Below are 23,695 nucleotides of genomic sequence, written 5' to 3'. Positions count from 1 at the left end.
TTGCCTGAATCTTAACCCGTCACTAAAATAATCGTGCCGGTGTTCGGATTGAGAGGACGATATGCCAAAGCGCTTGATTCTTTTGCTCCTCTTTCTCCTCGGGATCGGCAACGTGGCCGCCGAAGCGCAGCCGGCCACGCCGGGCACTTTCGAGACGAAAGCCGCGCAGGCATTCATGATCGAGGCCTCCACAGGAACCATCCTCCTGGCGAAAAGCGAGGATCAACCGATCTCGCCCGCTTCGCTTGCCAAGCTCATGACGCTGGACGTCGTCTTCAATGCCGTTGGGCGAGGGGAGATTTCGCTCGATACGGAATATCCCGTCTCTGAAAACGCATGGCGCACCGGCGGCGCACCATCGCGCGCGTCGACGATGTTTGCCGCGCTGAAGTCGCGCGTGCGAGTCGGCGATCTGATCCAAGGGGTCGCCGTGCAGCAGGCCAATGACGGCTGCATTGTGCTGGCTGAGGGCATGTCGGTCAGCGAGCGTGAATTTGCCCGACGCATGACGGCGCGAGCGCGCGAGATCGGTATGGCGCGGGCTACTTTTACCAATTCCACGGGCCTGCCTGATGCCGAGAATCCCACCGGCGGCGGGAAGGTTTCGATGCGGGAGCTGGTGACCCTGGCGCAAGACCTGCAGCAGAAGCATCAGGATCTTTACAAATATTTCGGCCAGGCGGATTTCACCTGGAACAAGATTTATCAGCGCAACAAGAACCCCTTGCTCCTCCTCAATATCGGCATTGATGGCCTTGGGCTGGGCTTTGCCGACGGCGAGGGGTTTTCGATCGTCGCTTCCGTGGAGCGCGACGGACGCCGGCTGTTTCTGGCACTCGGCGGCCTGAAGAGCGACAAGGACCGGACCGAGGAAACGCGGCGCGTGCTTGAATGGGGTCTCAGCAACTTCAAGAGCCAGCGAATTTTCGCTGCAGGCGAGGTGATCGGCGATGCCAGCGTCTATGGCGGCGCGCGATCCACGGTGGGATTGCTGGCCAAGACCCCGGTCGATGTCTATGTTCCCGCCGATACTCCCGACCGACTGTCGGCACGAATCGTCTATCGCTGGCCGCTGACGGCGCCCGTGGCCGAAGGTTATGCGGCCGGCACGCTTCGCGTATTCCTGGGTGCTCGTCTGGTTCGCGAGCTGCCACTTTATACAAAGGAATCGGTCGCTCAAGGCACGCTCGGCCGTCGCGCCCTCGACGCCTTCATGGAATTGACCGAATCCCTCTTGTTCTCCTGGCTCTGGGACAAACCCTTGCCGAGCTGAGAGAACGCGCGGCTCGCGAAATCCCTGTTTACACCCCATATAGAATATGATGCGCCGATATATGCACGGTTCCACGCCGGCATATCTTGGGTTAAACAGGATAGGTATCGCTTGCCAAACCGCAGGCAGGCGACAAGTGCAGGACATGATCATTGGCTGATGCAAACGGATTATTCGTAAGCTTCGAAGGCGGGGAAGGGGCCGGCAAATCCACGCAGATCCGCCGGCTGGCTGAACGCTTGCGGGCGCGCGGCCATGACGTGCTGGTGACACGCGAGCCGGGCGGATCCCCTGGTGCCGAAGCTGTCCGCCACGTACTGCTTTCTGGAGCTGCGGAGGTATTCGGCACGCGGATGGAGGCCATTCTATTCGCCGCTGCGCGCAATGACCATGTCGAGGAAGTCATTCGTCCGGCGCTGGCGCGCGGCATCATCGTCCTTTGCGATCGTTTCATGGATTCGTCGCGTGTCTACCAGGGCGTGACCGGCAACCTCGAGCCCGACTACATCGAGGCTCTGCAAAGGGTTGCCGTCAACGGCGTCATCCCCGATTGCACACTCATTCTAGACATTCCCGCCGAGGTCGGGCTTGAACGGGCGCGCAAGCGCGCCTCTGCCGTCGCCGTACCGGATCGTTTCGAGAAAGAAGAGATGCAGACCCACGAGAAGCGCCGGGAGGCCTTTCTCGATATCGCCGCGCGCGAACCGGGACGCTGTCACGTCATCGACGCGCAACGCTCGGAAGATGAGATTGCCGGCGAAATCGCTGGGATCGTCGACCAGCGGCTCGGGCCTTCAGCAAATATTGCTACCGAGACACCGGAAGCGGCGCAATGAGCGAGGAACGACCCGGCGTTCTCGACGGCGCAATTCCGCCGCAGGATAATCCCAGGCTCTTCGGCCATGAGGAGGCGGAAGCCTTCCTCGCCCAGTCCTATCGCTCCGGCAAGGGCCATCATGCTGTTCTGATCGAAGGGCCGGAAGGAATCGGCAAGGCGACGCTCGCCTTTCGTTTCGCCAATTACGTCCTTTCGCACCCGGATCCATCGTCTGCGCCCAAGATCATGCCGGATCCAGACCTGGCATCCGCCACCAGTCGGCAGATTTCCAGCGGGGCATCCCACAATCTGCTGCATCTGTCCCGTCCCGTCGACGACAAGACCGGCAAGGTGAAGTCTGCGATTACCGTCGACGAAGTGCGTCGTGCCGGAAAGTTCTTTTCGCAGACCTCGGGGACCGGCAATTGGCGCATCGTCATCATCGATCCGGCTGACGATCTCAACCGCAACGCCGCCAATGCCATCCTGAAAATTCTCGAGGAACCGCCGAAACGTGCTCTGTTCCTCGTCCTGTCGCATGCACCGGGCCGACTGTTGCCGACGATCCGCTCGCGGTGCCTGCCTTTGAAGCTCGCGCCGCTCGGAGACGAGGCCTTGCACATGGCGCTCGAAAATCTAGGCGTGCCTGCCGGGCAGGGGAGCGAACTGCTTCCGGCAGCAAAGGGCAGCGTCAGCGAGGCGCTCAAACTTCTGAACTATGGCGGCGGTGAAATCATCGACGCCTATCGGCAGGTGCTTTCGGCGGATGGGCCTGCCGCACGCAAGGCGATGCACCGCTTAGCCGACGCGCTTTCCAGCAAGGACAGCGATACCATCTTCGGTTTCTTTCTGTCGCATATCGGCGACGATATCATCGAGCGTGCAAGGGCGGCAGCGCTTGGCGGATCCATTGCCACGGCCGAAAGGCTGGCCCGTCTCCACTCGGAGACCACCGAGCGCCTCAATATATCGCAAGCCTACAATCTCGATCGCAAGCAGACGCTCATCACCATTCTCGGCGAACTCAAGCAACAGCTTTCAGCATAGATCGACTACGCAGGTCCGAGCAGTAGCCACAATGCCAATTTCCTAGGGTTGGATCAGGGAAGAATCAGCTTCCAGGCGACGACAGTGAGCGTAACGGCAAGGATGAGGCGCACGGACCGCTCATGCAGGCGCGGCGCCAGCAGGCTGCCGGCGACGATGCCGGGAATGGATCCCACAAGCAGAGCAAACAACATCGACCATTTGATCTCGCCGATGAACCAGTAGCCCATGCCGCCGATCAGGGTCAGCGGCACAGCGTGGACTATATCCGAGCCGACGATCTCGCGGACATCCGTTTGCGGATAAAGAACCAGCAGCACCGTGACGCCGAGCGCACCGGCTCCGACCGAGGTCATGGTCACGAGAGTGCCGAGCACAAGTCCAAGAATAACAGTCATCACGGCGATAGTGCGCGGTGCCAGCTTGCCGCGTTCACCCCGCCATTTCCGTATGGCCTCGAGGATCTGCCCGCGGAAGATCAGCATGAGCGCCGTCAGCAGCAGAAGACAGCCAAGGGAGAAGGTGATGGTATGGGCGACCGCCGGGCTTTCGCGATTGACGCCCGCCATGATCCAGAGCATCACCAATGCCGCCGGCACGCTGCCGGAGGCCAGCAGCCCGACCACTCTCCAGTTGACGCGTCCGTGCATGCCATGGACGGCAGTTCCCGCTGTCTTGGTGATCGCGGCATAGAGCAGGTCGGTGCCGACCGCGGTCGCCGGATGCACGCCGAACAGCAGCACCAGCAAAGGCGTCATCAGCGAGCCGCCGCCAACGCCGGTAATGCCGACCAGCATGCCGACAAAGAAGCCGGAAAAGGAATAAAGCGGCTGATAGGAACCGAACAAACTCAAAGTAACGGCCCCTCGAAGCCGTCGGACAGGCTTATAAAAAATTCTTTCAAATTCACGGCCATCCCTGTCCCGCATTCCGATCTTTCGAAGGGGTAAAGGTGAGGCGAGAGTGAGTCAAGCAACGCCCGCTTCCCGACATCGGAATGTTGCACCCGCCAAACTTGGTGTTTCGCTCCCGGCAAACATGCGCTAAAGCGAGCGGAGCACGCATCACAAAGACGCAACCGTAAAAAACGGACCCTTGCCCGATATGACCGAAAAGACCCCGTTCTACATCACCACCGCAATCGCCTATCCCAACGGCAAGCCGCATATCGGCCATGCCTACGAGCTGATTGCCACCGATGCCATGGCGCGATTCCAGCGTCTGGATGGGCTCGATGTCTTCTTCCTGACGGGTACGGACGAACATGGCCAGAAGATGCAGCAGACAGCGCGCGCCGAGGGAATGACCCCACAAGAGCTCGCCAACCGCAACTCCGACGAATTTCAAGCTATGGGCAAGCTGCTGAACGCGTCCAACGACGACTTCATCCGCACGACCCAGCCGCGTCATCACGAAACCTCGCAGAACATATGGAACCTGATGGCCGATGCCGGCGACATCTACAAGGATTCCTATGCCGGCTGGTATTCCGTGCGCGACGAAGCCTATTACCAGGAAAACGAAACCGAGCTGCGCGCCGACGGCGTGCGCTATGGACCTCAGGGCACGCCGGTCGAATGGGTGCAGGAGGAAAGCTATTTCTTCAAGCTCTCGGAATACCAGGACCGCTTGCTGAAGCACTACGAGGAGAACCCGGATTTCATCGGCCCGGCCGAACGCCGCAACGAAGTGATCTCCTTCGTCAAGTCGGGTCTGAAGGATCTGTCGATCTCGCGTACGACGTTCGACTGGGGCATCAAGGTGCCGAACGATCCGGCTCACGTCATGTATGTCTGGGTCGACGCGTTGACGAACTACATCACGGCGACCGGCTATATCGAGGACCGCAACAATCCGCTTGCGAAATACTGGCCGGCCGACGTGCACATCATCGGTAAGGACATCATCCGCTTCCACGCCGTCTATTGGCCGGCCTTCCTGATGTCGGCGAAGCTGCCGCTGCCGAAGCGCGTCTATGCCCACGGCTTCCTGCTCAACAAGGGCGAGAAGATGTCGAAGTCGCTCGGCAACGTCGTCGATCCGGTCAATCTCGTGAACCACTTTGGTCTCGACCAGGTGCGCTACTTCTTCCTGCGCGAAGTCTCTTTCGGCCAGGACGGAAGCTACAGCGAAGAAGCGATCGGCACGCGCATCAACTCCGACCTCGCCAACGGCATCGGCAATCTCGCCAGCCGCTCGCTGTCGATGATCGTCAAGAATTGCGACGGCCAGATCCCCGAATGCGGTCCGCTGACCGACGAGGACAAGGCGCTTCTGGCGCAAGCCGATGCGCTGCTAGCCTCGACCCGTGAAGATATGGGCAAGCAGCTCATTCATCGCGCCTTGGCCTCGATCATCGCCGTCGTTTCCGAGACCGACCGCTATTTCGCAAGCCAGGAGCCCTGGGCGCTGAAGAAGACCGACCCGGCTCGCATGGCGACCGTGCTCTATGTGACGGCCGATGTCGTGCGCCAGATTGGCATTCTGCTGCAGCCTTTCATGCCGGAATCCTCGGCGAAGCTACTGGATCTCATCGCCATCCCCGCCGACAAGCGCGATTTCGCGGCGCTCGGCGAAGCAGGTCGCCTCGTTGCCGGAACGCCGCTGGAAGCACCGAAGCCGGTCTTCCCACGCTATGTCGCACCGACTGCCGAATAAGGTTTTCCATGCTGATCGACACGCATTGCCATCTGGATTTTGCCGATTTTGAAGAGGAGCGCGACGCGATCGTCGCGCGCGCCCACGAAGTTGGCGTCAAGCAGATGGTCACCATCTCGACCAAGGTCAGGAATCTCGATGGATTGCTTGCGCTTACCGAGCGCTATCCGTCGGTTTTCTGCTCGGTCGGCACGCATCCGAACAGCGCTGATCAGGAGCTGGACATCCAGACCGAGGATCTCGTGCGGCTGGCAAATCAGCACGAGAAAATCGTCGCGATCGGCGAGGCGGGTCTCGATTACTTCTACGATACAGTCAATCCCGTGGACCAGAAGACCGGCTTCCTGCGCCATATCGCAGCCGCGCGCGAAACGAGGCTGCCGCTGGTCATCCATAGCCGCAGCGCCGACGAGGACATGGCCGCGATCCTCACGGAAGAAACAGGGAAGGGGGCTTTCCCCTTCATCCTCCATTGCTTTTCCGCCGGCCCTGCCCTTGCCCGTACGGGCGTGGAACTGGGCGGCTATATCTCCTTTTCCGGCATCCTGACCTTCCCGAAGTCGGAGGAACTGCGCGACATCGCCAAAACGATCCCGCATGATCGGCTGCTGGTCGAGACGGATGCGCCATATCTGGCGCCGAAGCGCTGGCGCGGCAAGCGCAATGAACCGTCCTACGTCGTCAATACCGCGGAGGTGCTGGCCGATACGATCGGTGTCACCATGGCGGAGATCGCGGAGATCACCACAGCCAATGCCTTCCGCTGCTTCTCCAAGATGACAAGGGTCTGACGGCGTGACACATCGGCGGCGCTTCACCATATTGGGCTGTTCCTCGTCGCCAGGCGTGCCGCGCATCACCGGCGATTGGGGTGCCTGCGATCCCAGGAATGCGAAGAACCACCGCACGCGCGCGGCTTTCCTAATCGAGCAGATCGCGCCGAACGGCGGCATCACCACCGTCGTGGTCGATACGGGGCCGGATTTTCGCGAACAAATGATCCATGCCGGCGTCAGCTCGATCGACGCCGTACTCTATACCCATGCGCATGCCGACCATATTCACGGCATCGACGACCTGCGCGGTTATTTCCACATATCGAATGAGCGCATCCCGATCTATGCCGACCCGCAGACCATGGAGCGCATCCGCGAAGGCTTCCGCTACTGCCTGGAAACGCCGCCGGGAAGCAGCTATCCGCCGATCGTCCGGCCGGTGCTGATAGAAAGCATGCAAGAAAGTTTCACCGTCGACGGGGCAGGCGGGCCGATCCGCTTCTGGCCGCACAAGCAGGTCCATGGCGATATCCATTCGCTCGGCTTCCGCATCGGCAAACTCGCTTATTGCAGCGATATCAGCGACTTCCCGCCGGAATCGATTGAAAGAGTTGAAAATCTTGACGTCCTGATCATCGACGCTTTGCAATATCGGCCGCATCCCAGCCACCTGTCTCTGGAGCAATCGCTCGGCTGGATCGAACGGTTGAAGCCGAAGCATGCCATCTTGACCCATATGCACACGCCGCTCGATTATGAAACCGTGCTGGCGGAGACGCCCGATCATGTCGAGCCGGCCTATGATCAGATGCAGATCGAGCTCGACGTGGAGGATGACGATCTATGAGCGAAGACAGCAGGAAGCTTTCGAGCCTGGAACGCGTCGAACTTGCGGCGCGCAATATGGGTCTCGACATCTCGATCAAGCGCATGGAGCAATCGACGCGGACGGCGGAAGAGGCCGCCAAAGCGGCCGGATGCGTCGTCGGCCAGATCGTCAAGTCGCTGGTCTTCGTCAATGCCGATACTTACCAACTAACGCTGCTTCTCGTCTCCGGCGCGCACAATGCCGATACGGCCTATATTGCGGCGACCTATGGAATCCGCCTGAAACGCGCAGATATCGACCGCGTGCGCGATGAAACCGGCTTTGCGATTGGCGGCGTCGGCCCGATCGGCCATCTCGTCGAGCTGCCGGTCTTTATCGATGAAAGCCTTCTGGCTTACGATAAGGTCTGGTGCGCCGCCGGACGGCCGGACAGCATTTTTGCCTGCAATCCGACGCTGCTGGCGGAAAAGATCGCGGCAAAGGTGATCCGCATCAAGGCAAGCTGAAGACGGCAATCGGCGCCGGCTGCATCCTTTGGATTGTCGTGGGACGCTACAAAGGAGGATGCGATGAGCAGAACTTCTGGGTCGAGACGGACCGATACGGCGTCCAGAGTGATCCGCGCAAAGCCGCAGGCAATCTTCGTAGCCTTCGTCGATCCGGAGGCATTGATTTCCTGGCTTCCGCCCAAGGGCATGACGGGCCCGTATCCTTGCCTTTGAGCCACGCCAAGGCGGCAGCTATCGACTGGCGCTGACCTACAACGCACCGGACCATTCAACACCCGGAAAATCGTCCGAGCATACGGATATCGTTTCCGGCCGGTTCCTGGAAATCGTTCCCGACGAACGTATCGTTCAAGCGGTGGATTTCGAATCCGACGACGCAGCTTTCGGCGGAACGATGGTCATGACATGGTCGCTGACGGAAGTGCCATCAGGCACAAAGGTCACCATAATTTGCGAGGACGTGCCGTACGGCATCAGCAAGGAAGATCATGACGAGGGTCTGACGTCGACGCTGGACAACCTCGCCAACTATCTGGAATGACAGCGGAAAGTCATGGGGGTTGTTGGGGTGCTGGTGCTTGGGAAAGTTCCATAATCTATCTTATCTGATGTTTATTTCACAATAGAATGCCCTTTTATGGTCGAAGCCAAACGTCGGAAATGAGCCTCGTGCTTCCGCTGCAGACCTAACGATCAATTCGCCAAGGTCTGCTTGGGAACACCGGTCGATACCGTGGCGGTCTTTGCTGCCGGAGCCAGATAGGTATCCAGGAGGCTCGCCATCTTGTCGTCACGAATCTGGGCGGTCTTTTCGCCCATGACAACGCCGACGACGCGGCGGCCGTTCTTTGAGGCCGATGTCACGAGATTGTAGCCGGAAGCATCGGTATAGCCGGTCTTGATGCCATCGGCGCCAGCATAGCGATACATCAGATTATTATGACCGCGCAGTTTCATGCCGCGGAACTTCATGCCGCGCAGCGAGAAGAGCTTGAACTCCTCCGGAAAGTCCCGCATCAGCGCGACGCCGAGCGTCGCCATGTCATGGGCAGTCGTGACCTGCTCCGGATCCGGCAGGCCGGAGGCATTCTTGAAAACCGTCCTGCTCATGCCGAGCTGATGCGCCTTTGCGGTCATCGTCTTGCCGAAGTTCTCCTCGGAGCCGCCGAGCTGCTCACCGACGGCAACAGCCGCATCATTGGCCGACAGGACGACGATGCCTTCGACGGCTTCGCGCACCGTCACCTTGCGGCCGGCACCGATCGCGAATTTGAAGGGTTCCTTGCTCTCTGCATTCTCCGACATAGTCAGTTTCTGATCCCATTTGAGGCGTCCCTCGTGCAAAGCTTCGAAGGCGAGATAGAGCGTCATCATCTTCGTGAGCGACGCCGGATAGTTCAGCTCGTCCTGGTTCGATGCCTCAAGCACCTGGCCGCTATGCGCATCCACCAGATAGCTAGCCTGCCCTGCTGATGCCGTCGAAACGATGCCAAAAAAGGATATGGTCGAAATGGCCGAGGCAAGAAGCAAGGATGTTGTCTTGAGCATGAATTTTCGCGGTCTCTTTGATTGAAATTCTGGAGGGAGCGGCGGCCGGACGATGCCAAGCGGCAGCCGGTTTTCGAGGGAGATGGATTAGTCAAATCTATGGCGGAAAGAAGAACGATGCCATTAAAAAGAGGTGGGGTGGAAAGAACCCACTGCTCTTTTTGACATCGGCTCGCCGGGGCTAGGCGGCCTCGCCGATATTTACCGGGAGTCCCTATCCCGCCACGCAGCTATCCAAGGCACCCGGCCATCAGCTCCAGAACCACGACTTGCTGACTTCCGCGTGCGCTTCCCGGCGTGTCACGCCAATGTCCCGAAGCTGGTCGTCGGTCAGATCGAGCAGATCGCGCCGAGTATTCCGTTTTTCGTAGTAAAACCAAAGGATCGCGAATGCGAGACGTAGAAATCCCGATCTGTGCCTGCCCCGACCAGCACCAGGCACCGCCACCGTCAATCTTTCCGTATCAATTGCCATTTGCGTACTCCTGGAGCGGTTTAGCTCTTCACGGAATCTGGGAACCGCTCTAACTTATTGTTTTTACTCAATTCCGGACGGAAAACCGCTGCGCCCTTTCCTGGAATTGCTCTAAGCCCGCCACAGCGGACATGGCTCAAGGATGCGCTAGCGCTCACTACGAAGGAAGCTTATGATCTTAATACGTTCTATAAGGAATTCTTCTGATGCTCAGTCTGGATCAGCTGGCCGCTTTCGTCAGCGTCGTCGATCTCGGTAGTTTCACCGCGGCAGCCGACAAGATCGGCCTGACGCAACCTGCCATCAGCCTGCAGGTAAAACTTCTGGAGCGGCGTCTCGGCGTGCGACTGATCGAGCGCGTGGGGCGGCGGGCGCAACCGTCGCCTGCCGGAATCGAGTTGCTCCCGCATGCTCGCCGGATACTCGATGACTGCGCGATGGCGGAAGAGGCGATGACGCCCTATCGCGAGGGATCGGCCGGACGCGTGCGGATCGGCACTGGCGGTACCGCATCGATCCATCTGCTGCCTCGTGCGATTGCCGCGGCAAAGAAACGAATGCCGGAACTCGAGATCATCGTGCGCACCGGAAATACCGACGACATGCTGCGCGATATCGAAGCGAACAGGTTGGATCTGGCCGTTGTCACCCTGCCCGCCTCCGGCCGCTCGCTGGAGATCGAACCGTTCTATGACGACGAGATTCTCGCCGTGGCGCCGAAGGACAGCTCAATACCATCAGGCGGTCCGGATGCGGAGTTTATGAGAGACAAGACGCTGATGCTTTACGAAGGCGGCAATACGCGACGCATGACCAATGAATGGTTCATCAATGCAGGGATCCGGCCGGAACCATCCATGGAATTCGGCAGCGTCGAAGCCATCAAGGAACTCGTCGCCGCCGGCCTTGGCTGGTCGCTGTTGCCGGCCATGGCCTTGAAGAGCGGAAATCTGGATGATTTGGCGACATCGCCTGTCAGGCCGCGACTTGCGCGCCAGCTCGGCATGGTGCTACGCCGCGACAAGCATCTGACGAAGGGGCTCCGCGAAGTCATAAAATGCCTCCGCGAATTCGGCGCCAATCGCGAGCACGAAGCCTAGTCTCGAGCGGAGACGCCTCTTCGAACTCTCCCCCGCGGCTATTGCAGCCGATTGCGCCGCTCGATCTCCTCATTGGACGGGTCAGGCAAAGCGAAGGACCCCGTCTTGACCGGGCCATCCGGCTGATAGGTCGCCATGATGACACCGATTGGAGAGGTCTGAACGCGCAGGAGCTTCATCGCGGCAGGCACCGCTCCATCGCCGAAGAGCTTCTTGCCGGTGCCCAACACGAGCGGAAAGGTCAGCAGGTTGAATTCGTCGATCAGCCCATTGCGAAGCAGGGTCTGGATAAGATTGCTGCTGCCCTGGATGAGGAGATCCGGCCCCTCGCCCGCCTTCAACTCCTTGATCGCGGCAACGACATCGCTTCCGAGCGAACGGCTGTTGTTCCAATCGAGCTTGCCGTTGCCGCGCGTGGCGACGTACTTGGCGATGCTGTTGAACTGCTTGGCGATCGGATCGTCGTCACGGGCATAGGGCCAATGGGCCGCGAATATGTCGTATGTCTTCCGCCCCAGCAGCAAGTCGAACGGCTTTTCGAAGACCTCGAAGAGCGCTTTGCCCGTCGCTTCATCAAAATAGTGGAATGTCCACCCACCATGCTCGAAACCGCCTGTCGGATCCTCCTGCGGGCCGCCTGGTGCTTGCATGACGCCGTCGAGGCTGACGAATGTGGCTGCTATGACCTTGCGCATGATGTCCTCCTTGTTTTCGTTGGTGCCCGAAGGACGTCGAGCCGGTTTCGATGCCGACATCTCCTCGATAATTTTTCGAACACACAATCTAACATTCGCGTGGGACTTGTGACCGATTGACTCTTGAACGTCGCCACGGAATCGGCAAAATTCATAGTATCAATACTTCTCCTGAGATACGAACCCGACACCGGGCCCGCCTCGTTTGAAATTACCTGGATAAGAGCGTGAGCAGCGATTCATCAAGAAGCGCGGCGAAGTCTTTGGCTTCGCGCGCGCATGTCAATGCGGCCGGTTGGGGACAAGGTCTCTCGACGATCGTGCGGATCACCCATATGACGCTGCGCCATCCCTGGCAGACAAGCTTCGCCATTGGGGCAACTTTTGTGGCTGCAACGTTGCAGCTGATGATCCCGCGCATGCTTGGGCGCGCGGTCGACCAGACGCAGACGGCGGTCGCCGGCGGCGCGGCGGGCCAGATCGCCGAGAGTGCTTTGTTGACGACGGCCCTGCTGCTGCTTGTCATCAGCATCCTGCGCGGCCTGTTCACGATGGTGCAGAACTATTGCAGCGAGTCCGTCGGCCATCACATGGGCTACGAACTCAGGCTCGCCTGTTACGAAAAGATCCAGCAGCTCTCTTTCAGCTTCCACGACAAAGTGCATTCCGGCGATCTCATCACCGTCGGCCTGCTCGATCTGGAAGGCGTGCGCATGTATTTCTCCACCGCACTGGTGCGCATGTTGCTGCTCACCATGCTGATCGGCGTGGGCGCCTACATGCTTTTGTCGACGGATGTGGTGCTTGGCCTCCTCGCCCTGAGCTTCGTGCCGTTCGTGGCATGGCGTTCTTCCGTGACGCAGTTGCGACTCCGCGCGACCTGGCTCGACCTGCAGGAGCGCCTTTCGGTGCTGACGCGCGTGATGGAGGAAAATCTCGGCGGCATTCGCGTCGTCCGTGCCTTTGCTGCGCAGATGCACGAGATCATGAAGTTCGACAGAGCGTCGCAGAATGCCTTGCACCTCGCTCACCAGCGCGTGGGCATCCGCGTCATCAATACCAGCGCGATGAACCTTTCCTTTTTCATCGCCATGGGTCTCGTGCTCTGGATGGGCGGCCTCAAGGTGATCGCGGGTGAGATCAGCGTCGGCACCCTCGCCTCTTTCCTGACCTTCATGACCATCCTGCAGATGCCGGTGCGTCAGCTCGGGCTGATGGTCAATGCCTTCGCACGCGCCTCGACCTGCGGCTCGCGCCTGTTCGCGCTGCTAGATCTCGATATCCCCATCAAGGATGCTCCAGACGCCAAGCCGCTTGTGGTGACCGAAGGTAGGTTGCGCTTCGAGAATGTCGGCTTCAGCTATCCCGGACCGGAAAAGCGGCCGGTGCTGACCAATATCTCTTTCGAGGCAAGACGCGGCGAAACGATCGGCATCGTCGGACCACCCGGCAGCGGCAAGTCCACCATCGCTCATCTCATCCCGCGCTTCTATGACGTCACGGGCGGCCGCGTGACCATCGATGGCCAGGATATCCGCAAGGCGACGCTGCAATCGCTGCGGCAGAATGTTGCCGTCGTGCAGCAGGATTCCTTCCTGTTCACGACGAGCATCGAGAACAACATCGCCTATGGTGACCCCTGGGCGAAAGAAACCCGCATCGAACGCGCCGCCGAGTCGGCGCAGCTGCACAATTACATTCTTGGCCTGCCGGCTGGCTACACAACGGTCGTCGGTGAGCGCGGCGTGTCGCTGTCCGGCGGCCAGCGCCAGCGCCTGACGATTGCGCGGACGCTGATGCTGAAGCCGGCTGTCATGGTATTCGACGATTCCACCGCCGCCATCGACGCGGCGACAGAGCAGCGCATCCGCAGCGCCATGAAGCGCTTTGCCCGCGACCGGGTGACGCTGATCGTCGCCCACCGGCTGAGTTCGCTGATGCATGCCGACCAGATCCTGTTCATCGAGGATGGCGAGATCGTCGAGCGTGGAACCCATGAGCAGCTTTTGGCCGCTGGAGGGCGGTACAAGGCGCTTTACGATCTGCAGGTTCGCCCGGAGGACGATGTCGTCAAGACATCCGGCGGCAGGCTCGAAAGAGCGAAAAGGGAGGTCTGACGATGTCGGAAGTTACCGAAACCGAGCGCAACGATGTGCGCGAGGATGGGCGTCGCCCTCCCCGCGCTGTGGTCGGTTCGCATCGCGTCGAAGAGGAAATCTTCGGCAAGGTCTTCGACAGCAAGATCATTCGCCGCATCTGGGCCTTCGTCAGCCCCTATCGCCGCCAGGTCTATATTTCCGTGGTTGCGGTGCTGCTGTTCACGGCGTCGCAGATCGTCATTCCGCTGGTCATCCGTCACGCGATCGACAATGCCATGGCGCCTGGCGCCATCGATTATTCGGCACTCTGGGTTTCATTGGCAATCTTCGCGGCGGCGATCCTCGTCAATTACGGCGCAAGCTACGTGCAGGAGACCTATGTCGGCCAGGTCGCCGAAGAAGTGTTGTTCGACATGCGTCGGGCGATGTTCGCGCATCTGCAGCGCGTCTCGCTCTCCTTCATGGACAAGACGGAAGTCGGCCGGTTGATGTCTCGCCTGCAAGGCGACGTCAACTCCATGCAGGAATTCCTTGAAACGTCCGTGCTTTCCGTCGGCGACATTGCCCTGCTCTTCGGCATCGTCGTCGTCATGTTGTCGCTCGATTTCCGGCTCGGTCTACTGACGCTTTCCGTCATGCCGATCCTCTTCATCGTCCGGCTGTTCTGGCTGCCGAAGGCGCGCGTCGCCTTCATGAACGCGCATGAGACAAATTCCGTCACCAATGGCGCGCTGGCGGAAGCGATCCACGGCGTGCGCGCAGTCCAGGGCATGCATCGGCAAGACGTCAATTTCGCTCTTTTCGACGACAAGGCGCATGCCAATCTGCAATCGCATCTGACCGCGGCACGCTATGCCCAGGTCATGGTCCCAATCGTCGATACCCTGACCGGCATGGCGATGGCGATCGTCATCATCGTCGGCGGCTCGATGGTTCTGAACCACAAGCTCGATGTCGGCATCATGGTCGCCTTCCTGTTCTACATTCAGCGCTTCTTCGATCCGATCCGTTCCTTGACCATGCAGTATTCGGTCATGCAGCGCGCCATGGCTTCGGGCCAGCGCTTGACGGAGGTGCTGGATGTTCCGATCGACATCAAGGATGCGCCCGACGCCAAGGAGCTTTCGCGCGCTATGGATGGCTCCGTCGAGTTCCGCGATGTCGTCTTCGGCTACAATCCAAAGCATCCGGTGCTGAAGAATGTCAGCTTCAAGGTCAATCCCGGGGAGACCGTGGCGCTGATCGGCCCGACCGGTTCGGGCAAGTCCAGCTCCATGGCGCTCATCCATCGCTTCTACGACGTGCAGGAAGGTCAGGTACTGGTCGGCGGCCATGATGTGCGGTCCCTCACCCAGGATTCGCTTGGCCGACAGATCGCAATGGTGCTGCAGGAACCATTCCTCTTCACTGGCTCGGTGCTGGAAAACATTCGCTACAACAAGGAAGAGGCGACGCGCGAGGAAGTCATCGAGGCCGCCAAGGCGGTTGGCGCGCATGAGTTCATCATGAAGCTGCCCGATGGCTACGCCACCGTTCTCGGCGAGCGCGGCGGCGGCCTTTCACTCGGGCAGCGCCAGCTCGTCAGCTTCGCCCGCGCCCTTGTCGCCGATGCCAAGATCCTCGTGCTCGACGAAGCGACCGCGAATATCGACAGCTACACCGAAATGCTGATCCAGAAGGCGCTGGTGAAGCTGCTGGAAGGCCGCACGGGCCTTGTCATTGCACACCGTCTGGCCACCATCCGCGAAGCCGATCGCATCATCGTGTTGCAAAACGGCCAGCTTCTCGAAAGCGGCAACCACAACCAGCTGATGGCGAACGGCAAGCTCTATTCGAAGCTTTACAACCTCAATTACGCATCCTTCGACGATATTCCGGAGGAAGAGGTGACGATCTCCGTACCGGCGGAATCGCAGACCTAGGCTGCTCTCAGCCACAAACCAATCCACTGCGGGGCTCGCCTTTCCAGGGGAAGGCGAGCTTTTTTGTCATCGGGGGTTACTTGATCCAAGCTTCCATATAGTAACTTGCATCATGATAGTTACTCATGCTATCTGCCCTACCCATGCAAAGAACGAGCTTCAGCACCTTCAAATGCCCCGCTGCCCGTGCGCTCGAAAGCGTCGGTGACTGGTGGAGTATTCTGATCCTGCGCGATGCGCTTCAGGGATTGAGCCGGTTCGATGAATTCCAGAAAAGTCTCGGCGTCGCGCCGAACATATTGACGCGTCGGCTCAAGCATCTGACGGACGAAGGTCTGTTCGAACGGCGTCTCTATCATGAGCGGCCGCCGCGCTACGAATATGTGCTGACCGACAAGGGCCGCGACTTCTTCCCCGTTCTGATGGCGCTTTTCACCTGGGGCAATCGGCATCTGCCGCCCGAAGAGATCGCCGTGCGGCTCGCCGACGCCAATACCGGCGAAGACCGCGACCCGCTTCTCATCGACCGCGTCACCGGCCGCCCCTTTCAGCCCGAGGACACGATCCTCGTGCCGGGGCCTGCGGCCGACGACGCGGTTCATGAGCGCATCGACCAGATGAAAGCATGGTTTCTGGGCTTCGACGCCTGACCGAATAGGAGCAAGATATGGATCGTATCGTCGTCACCGGCATGGGACTGGTTTCGCCCTTGGGCGTGGGTGTCAACGCAAGCTGGAAACGGCTGATTGAGGGGCGCTCCGGCCTCAGGCTTCTGCCTGGGGAGATGGTCGGCGATCTCGCCGCCAAGGTCGGCGGCGTTGTCCTCGATATAGCGGAGGACGCCGAAGCCGGCTTCGATGTCGATCGTTACGTGCCGGTCAAGGACCAGAAGAAGATGGATCGCTTCATCCTCTTCGCCATGGCGGCTGCCGAGGAAGCCATCCTCCAGGCCGGGTGGCAGCCGACTGATGTTGGCGAACTCGAGCGGACCGCAACGGTGATCGCATCGGGTGTCGGCGGCTTTCCGGCCATCGCCGATGCGGTGCGCACGGCTGAAACACGCGGTGTCAGACGGCTGTCGCCCTTCACCGTTCCCTCCTTCCTCGTCAATCTCGCCGCCGGCCAGGTCAGCATCCGCTATGGATATAAGGGGCCGCTCGGTGCGCCGGTTACGGCCTGTGCTGCCAGTGTCCAGGCCATCGGTGACGCTGCGAGGCTGATCCGCGCCGGCGAGGCCGATGTTGCCATTTGCGGAGGAGCGGAAGCCTGCATCGACAAGGTGAGCCTCGGAGGCTTTGCCGCCGCGCGTGCACTTTCCACCGGCTTCAGTAATCGGCCGGAGGAAGCTTCCCGCCCGTTCGACAGCGCTCGCGATGGCTTCGTCATGGGCGAAGGCGCCGGCATGCTCGTCATCGAGACATTGGAACACGCGCTTGCCCGTGGCGCGACGCCGCTTGCCGAACTTGTGGGGTACGGCACAGCGGCGGACGCCTATCACATGACAGCCGGTCCCGAAGATGGCGACGGCGCTCGGCGGGCCATGCTTGCGGCCCTGTCTCAGGCCCGGATTCTCCCCGCCGAGGTCAAGCATCTGAATGCGCATGCTACGTCGACACCGGTCGGCGACCGCGGCGAGATGGAGGCCGTCAAGACCGTCTTCGGCCGAGATGGCGCGATCGCCGTCAGCGGCACAAAGGCGGCGACCGGCCACCTCCTAGGTGCTGCCGGCGGCATGGAAGCGATCTTCACCATCATGGCGCTGCGCGACCAAATTGTCCCGCCAACCCGCAATTTGCAGGATCCGGATGCAGCGGCCGAGGGCATCGATATCGTCGGCGCAACAGCCCGGCCGATGACCATGGACTATGCGATCTCCAACGGCTTCGGTTTCGGCGGCGTCAATGCCAGCGCCCTCTTCCGCCGCTGGCAGTAACCACTGTCGCGGTGACAGGAAGCGCGCTATTCTGACCTCCACATAGCTGGAGGTCACCCATGCGTGCATTTCCCTTAGCTGCTATTCTATGCCTCGCCCTTGCTTCGACAGCGCATGCCGAGGATCCTGTGCAAACAGCCCAGACCTTGATTCAGGCACAGATAGGCGCCTTCTTGCATGATGATGCCGCTACCGCCTATTCCTTCGCGGCACCCGGCATCAAGGCGCTCTTCCCCGACAAGGACAGCTTCTTTGCCATGGTGAAGAAGGCCTATCAGCCGGTCTATCATCCCGGTAACTACGCCTTCGGCAAGAGCCGCGCGATCGACAACGGCGCCGTCGTCTATCAGGAGGTGATGATCACCGGCACAGACGGGAAAGATTGGACAGCGATCTATCAGATAACCCGCCAACCGGATGGCGGCTACAAGATCAACGGCGTGCAGATTCTCCGCAACACAGCGAGCCAAGGCATCTGAACAGCTTGAAGTGCTGGGAAGCCGCGCGCTCGTCGCTGAAGACGATACGCGCTGGCTACTGGTTTGCGACCGCTTTGCTAGAGCGGTTCAGTTTTCCATGGAATCTGAGTACCGCTCTAACTTATTGTTTTTACGCAATCCAGGACGGAAAACCGCTGCGCACTTTTCCTGGAATTGCCCTAGCCGCGAATTCTAGGCGAAGTAGTCGAAAAATTGGCGCCAGTGCCCTGGAATTCCGGGCGCGGCTGCGGAATGACGACTGTCGAGACCGGCATCGGTGTCGCAGTCGGAGCCACGAAGGCATTCGCATCCGTGATCGGCCCCGAAATCGACATCGACGTGGGCGCCGGCGTCGGGATAGGAACCGCTGCCGGAATGGTCGCCGGCGCGGCCGATATGCTCACGGTCGGGTTCGAGACCGGCGTAAAGGTCGCGACGGACGGGGCCTGCTGCTGCAGCGGCTGCATTTCCGGCAGAACGAACGGAGACTGTGAGCCGCCTTGATTGGATACGTAATTCATCGCGACTTCGTAGGCAGGAAGCGGTGCCGGCGTCTGCAATTCACCATCCCGACCGCGCTTCTCATAGAAGGCGTTTCCGCCGGCTATCGCGACATAGTGCATGTTATCGTAGGGGAACCGCAGACCCTGGGTGTGGAAGAACATCGCGTCCTTCACCTGGGGGTGCCGCTCACCGCGCAGGATCGCCGAAGCGGCGACGTCCAGATCCGGCTTTGCCTGATCCTTGACTTCCTTGGTCATCAAGCCTGGAGCAAACTGCCTTTCCTGAGAAACGACACCGCAGATCGTGGGCGGATAGGCACCGGAAGTCAGTCGGTTCATCACGACCGTTCCGACGGCCATGTAACCGCCCGGGTCGGAATGTTGCGATTCGAAATACATCACGCGTTCAAGACAATCCTTGTCTTTAGCGGTGTAGTTATACGTTACTTTCGCTGCACGAATGGGCTTCGTGGTATTGCGAGGGGTGGGTGTTGTCTTCTGTGTCGTCGTGCAGCTGGTGGCGGCCAGACCGACAACCAATAGCCCCGAAAGACATGTCCCGAATTTGCGTTGCGCCCTCAACGGCAAGTGCCTCCTATTTTCGGTAGTACAGCCCTTATCGATCAAGAAAATGCGTTTTAGCTGGATTTTTTTGAAATTCCAAGCGGCAACGCAATCAAATCAGCCAATGATATTTCTCAAAGGCGGATGGACCATTTATTCCGATTCGCTATTTTTCCCAATGCTTTATTGTAACCAATGCCATTTCGAGACATGGCTGAAGACAGAGAATGCCTGAGGCAAGCCCGTTCCAGCCGACTCAAAAGGATGTGCGTTAAAGATAGCGATCAATCGATAATAAAGGATTTACCAAACGCCTTAAGAGGTTTGGCGCCATCCGATTTCGATGAGGATTCGCCCGGGCGCGAAGCAGTAGAACAGCCATCCGCCACGCACGGCGGCAGGCGGCTGCCAGACCTCGCCACCCGCCAGCCTGACCCTCTCATACTGCGCATCCACCGCCTCGCGGGACGGTAAGATGAAGCCGATGTGATAGGTATTGCGCCCGACCGCCACCGTATCAGCGCCGCCGAATTTCTCGATGGGATGGCTGATGACCAGTTCAAGTCCGGCATCATCGCGCAGGATGGCGAGACCATTTGCACCGCGCGTCTCGACCTCGGTCAGGCCGAAGGCAGCAACAAGAAAATCCCGGGTCGCGGCGACATCGGGAACATGCAAATCCAAGTGGTTCAATCTCATGACAGCTCCAAGGGGTTTCCCGCGGAGACATGTCGGTCAAAAGCCTACGTCAACGCGGGACACTCGGCCAGAATGGCCAAGTTCCGCGTCGTGGGTTCTCACGCCAATGGCGTGGAGCAGAGCTTCCGAATGGAAGGGGTCGGGCTTACCGAAACCGACCCTGCCTTTTCCGACGGTTCGTCGATAGCGCGAAATCGCCTGACAGACAAGCGAACGCAAACTGTCAACTCGCCAGTGTCGGCGATTAGACTGGCTCGAGATCGCCTCTCGCCCAGTTCTCCTGCGTTTCGGCCATGAAATCAGCGAAGCGGCCTTCGGCGATCGCCTGGCGGATGCCCTGCATCAGTTCCTGGTAATAGGCGAGATTGTGCCAGGAGAGCAGCATGCCGCCGAGCGCTTCGTTTGCACGGACGAGATGATGCAGATAAGCGCGCGAATAATCACGCGAAGCCGGGCAATTCGACTGTTCGTCCAGCGGGCGCATGTCTTCGGCATGGCGAGCATTGCGGATATTCACCTTGCCGCGCCGGGTGAAGGCCAATCCATGACGGCCCGAGCGGGTCGGCATCACGCAATCGAACATGTCGATGCCGCGTGCGACGGACTTCAGGATGTCGTCCGGCGTGCCGACGCCCATCAGGTAACGCGGCTTCTCCGTCGGCAGCTCAGGAAGAGTGATCTCGAGCATGCGCAGCATGACTTCCTGCGGCTCGCCAACGGCAAGGCCGCCGACCGCATAGCCCTTCAAGTCCATGCTGCTCAGCGCCTGCGCGGACCGGACACGAAGCTCCGGAACATCGCCGCCCTGCACGATGCCGAACATCGCCTTGCCGGGCTGGTTGCCGAAAGCCACCTTGCAGCGCTCCGCCCAGCGCAGCGACATTTCCATGGCGCGCTCGATGTCCTTCGGCGTCGCCGGCAAGGCGACGCACTCATCGAGCTGCATCTGGATGTCGGAATCGAGCAGTCCTTGGATCTCGATCGACCGCTCCGGCGACATGTGATGCAGGCTGCCATCGACATGCGATTTGAAGGTGACGCCCTGCTCGTCCAGCTTGCGCAGACCTGAGAGCGACATCACCTGAAAACCGCCGGAATCGGTGAGGATCGGATGCGGCCAGCGGATCAGCTGGTGCAGGCCGCCCAAGCGGGCGACACGCTCGGCGGTCGGGCGCAGCATCAGATGATAGGTATTACCGAGTATGATATCGGCACCCGTCTCGCGCACCTGATCGAGGTACATGGCCTTGACGGTGCCGACCGTGCCGACAGGCATGAAGGCCGGCGTGCGGATCGTCCCGCGCGGCATTGAGACTTCGCCGAGGCGCGCGCCGCCATCGGTTTTCTTCAATTGAAACTGAAAGCTCTCGCTCATTTCGTCCTAGTCTTTCCGGTAGAGCAGGCTGCCATCGCCATAGGAATAGAAGCGATAGCCCGTCTCGATAGCGTGGGTATAGGCCGCGCGCATCGTATCGAGGCCGGCAAAGGCCGATACGAGCATGAACAGGGTCGAACGCGGCAGGTGGAAATTGGTCATCAGCATGTCGACGGCCTTGAAGCGGTAGCCGGGCGTGATGAAAATGCCCGTGGCACCCTGCCAGGGCTTGATCGTGCCATCATCGGCGGCGGCACTTTCGATCAATCTCAGCGACGTGGTTCCGACGCAGACGATGCGCCCGCCCCTCGCCTTGACGGCATTCAACTTTGCAGCGGTAGCGGCATCGACATAACCGATCTCGAAATGCATCTTGTGGTCGTCGGTATCGTCGGACTTGACCGGCAGGAAGGTACCGGCGCCGACATGTAGCGTCACAAAATGCCGCTCGATACCCATGGCATCGAGCGCGGCAAACAGCGGCGGCGTGAAATGCAGGCCTGCTGTAGGTGCCGCGACGGCGCCCTCTTCACGCGCATAGATCGTCTGATAATCGGCGCGATCACGCTCGTCTTCCGAGCGCTTCGCCGCGATATAGGGCGGCAGCGGAATATGCCCTACGGTGGCGATCGCCTCATCGAGAGCAGGACCGGATAGATCGAACCGCAGAGTGATCTCGCCGCCCTCGCCCTTATCCTCGACCGTTGCGTCGAGCGTGCCGAGTGCGCAGACATTCTCGCCGTGGCCGAACTGGATGCGATCGCCGATCTTGATGCGCTTGCCGGGCTTGGCGAAAGCCTTCCAGCGATCAGGTGCAACGCGCATATGCAAGGTTGCCGAAACCTGCTGGCCGGGAGCACCCTCGCGGTAGCGAATGCCTTCCAGTTGCGCCGGGATGACCCTGGTATCGTTGAAGACCATGGCATCGCCAGGACGCAGGAAGGACGGCAGATCCCGCACCTGATGGTCGCTCAGCGTGTTTGCTTCGTTGTTCGGATCGACGACGAGCAGGCGCGCGCTGTCACGCGGCTCGGCAGGCCTGAGCGCAATACGCTCGTCCGGCAAATCGAAATCGAAAAGGTCAACACGCATTCAACTCATCCAGGCAAAGCGAAACCCGCCCCTCACGCCCGAGGCGCAAGAGGCGGGTTTCAGGAATAATCACGATCAGACGTCGGCGGCAACCCGCGCGGATACGATCGAATCCGGATCCTTCACCGGCTCGCCGCGCTTGATCTTGTCGACATTGTCCATACCGGAGATCACCTGCCCCCAAACGGAGTACTGCTTATTCAGCCAAGGTGCGTCGGCAAAGCAGATGAAGAACTGCGAGTTTGCCGAGTTCGGGTTCTGCGAACGCGCCATCGAGCAGGTGCCACGAATATGCGAGGTCGCGGAGAATTCCGCCTTCAGGTCCGGCTTGGACGAGCCGCCCGTGCCGGCGCGAGCGGTGTTGCCGCCGACCTTGCCATGTTCGACATCGCCGGTCTGGGCCATGAAGCCATCGATGACGCGATGGAACACGACATTGTCGTAAGCCTTTTCGCGTGCCAGTTCCTTGATGCGGGCAACATGCTCGGGAGCGACCTGCGGCAGAAGCTGAATGACAACCTGGCCCTTGGTGGTTTCCAGGATGAGGGTGTTTTCTGGATCCTTGATCTCAGCCATGTTCGTTTCCTCTTCTCTCTTCTTGATTGCGCATGCCCCGAGCGCCGCGCGGCACTTTTGGGGTCATGTCGCCTGATTCAGCATGACCTTGCCCAAAGCCACAGAGGCATTCTGGGGATCATGCCTGTGAAATTACTTCTTGGTGACAGTGACCTTGATCATCTTGTCCGGGTTGCTCACTTCGCCGTTCTGGCCTTCGCCGCGCTTGATCTTGTCGACAAGTTCCATGCCGGAGACGACCTTGCCGACGACCGTATACTGGCCGTTCAGGAAATCGCCATTGGCAAACATGATGAAGAACTGCGAGTTGGCGGAATTCGGATCCTGAGCGCGCGCCATGCCGACAGTGCCGCGCGTGAAGGGTGTCTTGGAGAATTCGGCCGGAAGGTTCGGCAAATCGGAACCGCCGGTGCCGGCCTTGCCCGCATTATAACCCTTCGTCGTATTGCCGTACTGGACATCGCCGGTCTGGGCCATAAAGCCATCGATAACGCGGTGGAATACGACGTTATCATACGCCCCCTTCTTGGCCAGCGCCTCGATCTGCGCGACATGCTTCGGAGCAACCTCTGGCATCAGCTGGATGACGACCGGGCCGTCCTTGAGCTGGATCGTCAGAAGGTCCGCAGCAGCAGCCGAGATTGTGCTACCTGCGAAGGCGGCAAGGCTCAAAGCGCCTGCCATTGCGATATGAAAGAGTTTCATGGGTGCTCCGTTCGGAAATGG

Annotated in this window: 25 protein-coding genes; 15 read left to right on the top strand and 10 right to left on the bottom strand. The window is 59.9% G+C overall.

The genetic code is table 11. From position 1 onward, the window contains the following. The first annotated feature begins 61 nt into the window (after nt 1-61). The 3 genes from GA0061102_RS27915 (at nt 62) to GA0061102_RS27905 (ending at nt 3,137) form a co-directional block, all read left to right on the top strand. Entirely contained in the window at nt 62-1,273 is a 1,212-nt protein-coding gene (locus GA0061102_RS27915; protein ID WP_092855289.1) for a D-alanyl-D-alanine carboxypeptidase family protein, read from the top strand. 152 nt (nt 1,274-1,425) lie between these two features. Then, the gene (gene tmk, locus GA0061102_RS27910) at nt 1,426-2,109 is read left to right on the top strand and encodes a dTMP kinase (RefSeq protein WP_092855287.1); all 684 of its coding nucleotides are present in this window, start codon (nt 1,426-1,428) and stop codon (nt 2,107-2,109) included. After that, on the top strand, nt 2,106-3,137 hold the full coding sequence (locus GA0061102_RS27905) for a DNA polymerase III subunit delta' (protein ID WP_092855285.1): 1,032 nt from the start codon (nt 2,106-2,108) through the stop codon (nt 3,135-3,137). Before tmk ends, GA0061102_RS27905 begins: the two co-directional genes overlap by 4 nt. Nucleotides 3,138-3,190: 53 nt before the next feature. On the opposite strand, the gene GA0061102_RS27900 is transcribed toward GA0061102_RS27905, so the two are convergent. After that, nucleotides 3,191-3,991 carry a sulfite exporter TauE/SafE family protein gene (locus GA0061102_RS27900; protein WP_092855283.1) on the bottom strand — a complete coding sequence of 267 codons (801 nt, stop codon included), beginning with the start codon at nt 3,989-3,991 and terminating at the stop codon, nt 3,191-3,193. 250 nt (nt 3,992-4,241) lie between these two features. Here GA0061102_RS27900 and metG point away from each other — a divergent pair, with 250 nt between their 5' ends. The 6 genes from metG (at nt 4,242) to GA0061102_RS33920 (ending at nt 8,450) form a co-directional block, all read left to right on the top strand. Then, a complete protein-coding gene (gene metG, locus GA0061102_RS27895) occupies nt 4,242-5,795 on the top strand; it encodes a methionine--tRNA ligase (RefSeq protein WP_092855281.1) in 1,554 nt (517 codons plus the stop codon). Nucleotides 5,796-5,803: 8 nt separating this feature from the next. After that, entirely contained in the window at nt 5,804-6,586 is a 783-nt protein-coding gene (locus GA0061102_RS27890) for a TatD family hydrolase (RefSeq protein ID WP_092855280.1), read from the top strand. Between the two features lie 4 nt (nt 6,587-6,590). After that, nucleotides 6,591-7,418, top strand: coding sequence for an MBL fold metallo-hydrolase (locus tag GA0061102_RS27885; protein WP_092855278.1), 828 nt, complete (start codon nt 6,591-6,593; stop codon nt 7,416-7,418). Beyond that, nucleotides 7,415-7,906 carry a YbaK/EbsC family protein gene (locus GA0061102_RS27880; RefSeq protein ID WP_092855277.1) on the top strand — a complete coding sequence of 164 codons (492 nt, stop codon included), beginning with the start codon at nt 7,415-7,417 and terminating at the stop codon, nt 7,904-7,906. Before GA0061102_RS27885 ends, GA0061102_RS27880 begins: the two co-directional genes overlap by 4 nt. A gap of 63 nt (nt 7,907-7,969) precedes the next feature. Beyond that, a complete protein-coding gene (locus tag GA0061102_RS34000; protein ID WP_245298160.1) occupies nt 7,970-8,122 on the top strand; it encodes an SRPBCC family protein in 153 nt (50 codons plus the stop codon). After that, complete coding sequence (locus GA0061102_RS33920; RefSeq protein WP_342588047.1) at nt 8,109-8,450, top strand: SRPBCC domain-containing protein; 342 nt, start codon at nt 8,109-8,111, stop codon at nt 8,448-8,450. Before GA0061102_RS34000 ends, GA0061102_RS33920 begins: the two co-directional genes overlap by 14 nt. 152 nt (nt 8,451-8,602) lie before the next feature. On the opposite strand, the gene GA0061102_RS27870 is transcribed toward GA0061102_RS33920, so the two are convergent. Next, nucleotides 8,603-9,457 (bottom strand): D-alanyl-D-alanine carboxypeptidase family protein, encoded by an 855-nt coding sequence (locus GA0061102_RS27870; protein WP_092855275.1) that lies wholly within the window; start codon nt 9,455-9,457, stop codon nt 8,603-8,605. A 250-nt stretch (nt 9,458-9,707) separates the two neighbouring features. Continuing rightward, nucleotides 9,708-9,932, bottom strand: coding sequence for a YjiS-like domain-containing protein (locus GA0061102_RS27865; RefSeq protein ID WP_092855273.1), 225 nt, complete (start codon nt 9,930-9,932; stop codon nt 9,708-9,710). Nucleotides 9,933-10,138: 206 nt separating this feature from the next. On the opposite strand from GA0061102_RS27865, the gene GA0061102_RS27860 reads away from it, so the two are divergent. Then, nucleotides 10,139-11,032: a LysR family transcriptional regulator gene (locus GA0061102_RS27860; RefSeq protein WP_208858712.1), complete on the top strand. Its 894-nt coding sequence runs from the start codon at nt 10,139-10,141 to the stop codon at nt 11,030-11,032. 38 nt (nt 11,033-11,070) lie between these two features. Here GA0061102_RS27860 and GA0061102_RS27855 read toward each other — a convergent pair whose 3' ends face one another. Further along, nucleotides 11,071-11,727, bottom strand: coding sequence for a dihydrofolate reductase family protein (locus GA0061102_RS27855; protein ID WP_092855303.1), 657 nt, complete (start codon nt 11,725-11,727; stop codon nt 11,071-11,073). A 227-nt stretch (nt 11,728-11,954) separates the two neighbouring features. Here GA0061102_RS27855 and GA0061102_RS27850 point away from each other — a divergent pair, with 227 nt between their 5' ends. The 5 genes from GA0061102_RS27850 to GA0061102_RS27830 all read left to right on the top strand — a co-directional run bounded on the left by GA0061102_RS27850 (nt 11,955) and on the right by GA0061102_RS27830 (nt 18,160). After that, entirely contained in the window at nt 11,955-13,844 is a 1,890-nt protein-coding gene (locus GA0061102_RS27850; RefSeq protein ID WP_092855269.1) for an ABC transporter ATP-binding protein, read from the top strand. A 2-nt stretch (nt 13,845-13,846) separates the two neighbouring features. Further along, nucleotides 13,847-15,748, top strand: a complete 1,902-nt coding sequence (locus GA0061102_RS27845) for an ABC transporter ATP-binding protein (protein WP_092855268.1) — start codon at nt 13,847-13,849, stop codon at nt 15,746-15,748. A 143-nt stretch (nt 15,749-15,891) separates the two neighbouring features. Then, nucleotides 15,892-16,398, top strand: a complete 507-nt coding sequence (locus tag GA0061102_RS27840) for a winged helix-turn-helix transcriptional regulator (protein WP_092855266.1) — start codon at nt 15,892-15,894, stop codon at nt 16,396-16,398. Between the two features lie 17 nt (nt 16,399-16,415). Then, nucleotides 16,416-17,681, top strand: coding sequence for a beta-ketoacyl-ACP synthase II (gene fabF, locus GA0061102_RS27835; RefSeq protein WP_092855264.1), 1,266 nt, complete (start codon nt 16,416-16,418; stop codon nt 17,679-17,681). A gap of 59 nt (nt 17,682-17,740) precedes the next feature. Then, complete coding sequence (locus GA0061102_RS27830; protein WP_092855262.1) at nt 17,741-18,160, top strand: DUF4864 domain-containing protein; 420 nt, start codon at nt 17,741-17,743, stop codon at nt 18,158-18,160. Nucleotides 18,161-18,339: 179 nt separating this feature from the next. Here GA0061102_RS27830 and GA0061102_RS27825 read toward each other — a convergent pair whose 3' ends face one another. The 6 genes from GA0061102_RS27825 to GA0061102_RS27800 all read right to left on the bottom strand — a co-directional run bounded on the left by GA0061102_RS27825 (nt 18,340) and on the right by GA0061102_RS27800 (nt 23,674). Then, entirely contained in the window at nt 18,340-19,245 is a 906-nt protein-coding gene (locus GA0061102_RS27825) for a cell wall hydrolase (RefSeq protein WP_092855260.1), read from the bottom strand. A gap of 297 nt (nt 19,246-19,542) precedes the next feature. Continuing rightward, complete coding sequence (locus GA0061102_RS27820; RefSeq protein ID WP_092855259.1) at nt 19,543-19,926, bottom strand: VOC family protein; 384 nt, start codon at nt 19,924-19,926, stop codon at nt 19,543-19,545. A 244-nt stretch (nt 19,927-20,170) separates the two neighbouring features. Beyond that, nucleotides 20,171-21,301: a tRNA guanosine(34) transglycosylase Tgt gene (gene tgt / locus GA0061102_RS27815; protein WP_092855257.1), complete on the bottom strand. Its 1,131-nt coding sequence runs from the start codon at nt 21,299-21,301 to the stop codon at nt 20,171-20,173. A gap of 6 nt (nt 21,302-21,307) precedes the next feature. After that, on the bottom strand, nt 21,308-22,393 hold the full coding sequence (queA, locus tag GA0061102_RS27810) for a tRNA preQ1(34) S-adenosylmethionine ribosyltransferase-isomerase QueA (protein ID WP_092855255.1): 1,086 nt from the start codon (nt 22,391-22,393) through the stop codon (nt 21,308-21,310). 75 nt (nt 22,394-22,468) lie between these two features. Then, nucleotides 22,469-22,969, bottom strand: coding sequence for a peptidylprolyl isomerase (locus tag GA0061102_RS27805; RefSeq protein WP_092855253.1), 501 nt, complete (start codon nt 22,967-22,969; stop codon nt 22,469-22,471). A 132-nt stretch (nt 22,970-23,101) separates the two neighbouring features. Continuing rightward, nucleotides 23,102-23,674: a peptidylprolyl isomerase gene (locus GA0061102_RS27800; RefSeq protein WP_092855252.1), complete on the bottom strand. Its 573-nt coding sequence runs from the start codon at nt 23,672-23,674 to the stop codon at nt 23,102-23,104. Between the last annotated feature and the right edge of the window lie 21 nt (nt 23,675-23,695).

The organism is Martinezella miluonensis (assembly GCF_900094545.1).
GTDB classification, from domain to species: Bacteria; Pseudomonadota; Alphaproteobacteria; order Rhizobiales; family Rhizobiaceae; genus Rhizobium; species Rhizobium miluonense.
Note: the sequence above shows the minus strand (reverse complement) of the source record. Positions and strands in the feature narration are given on the sequence as shown.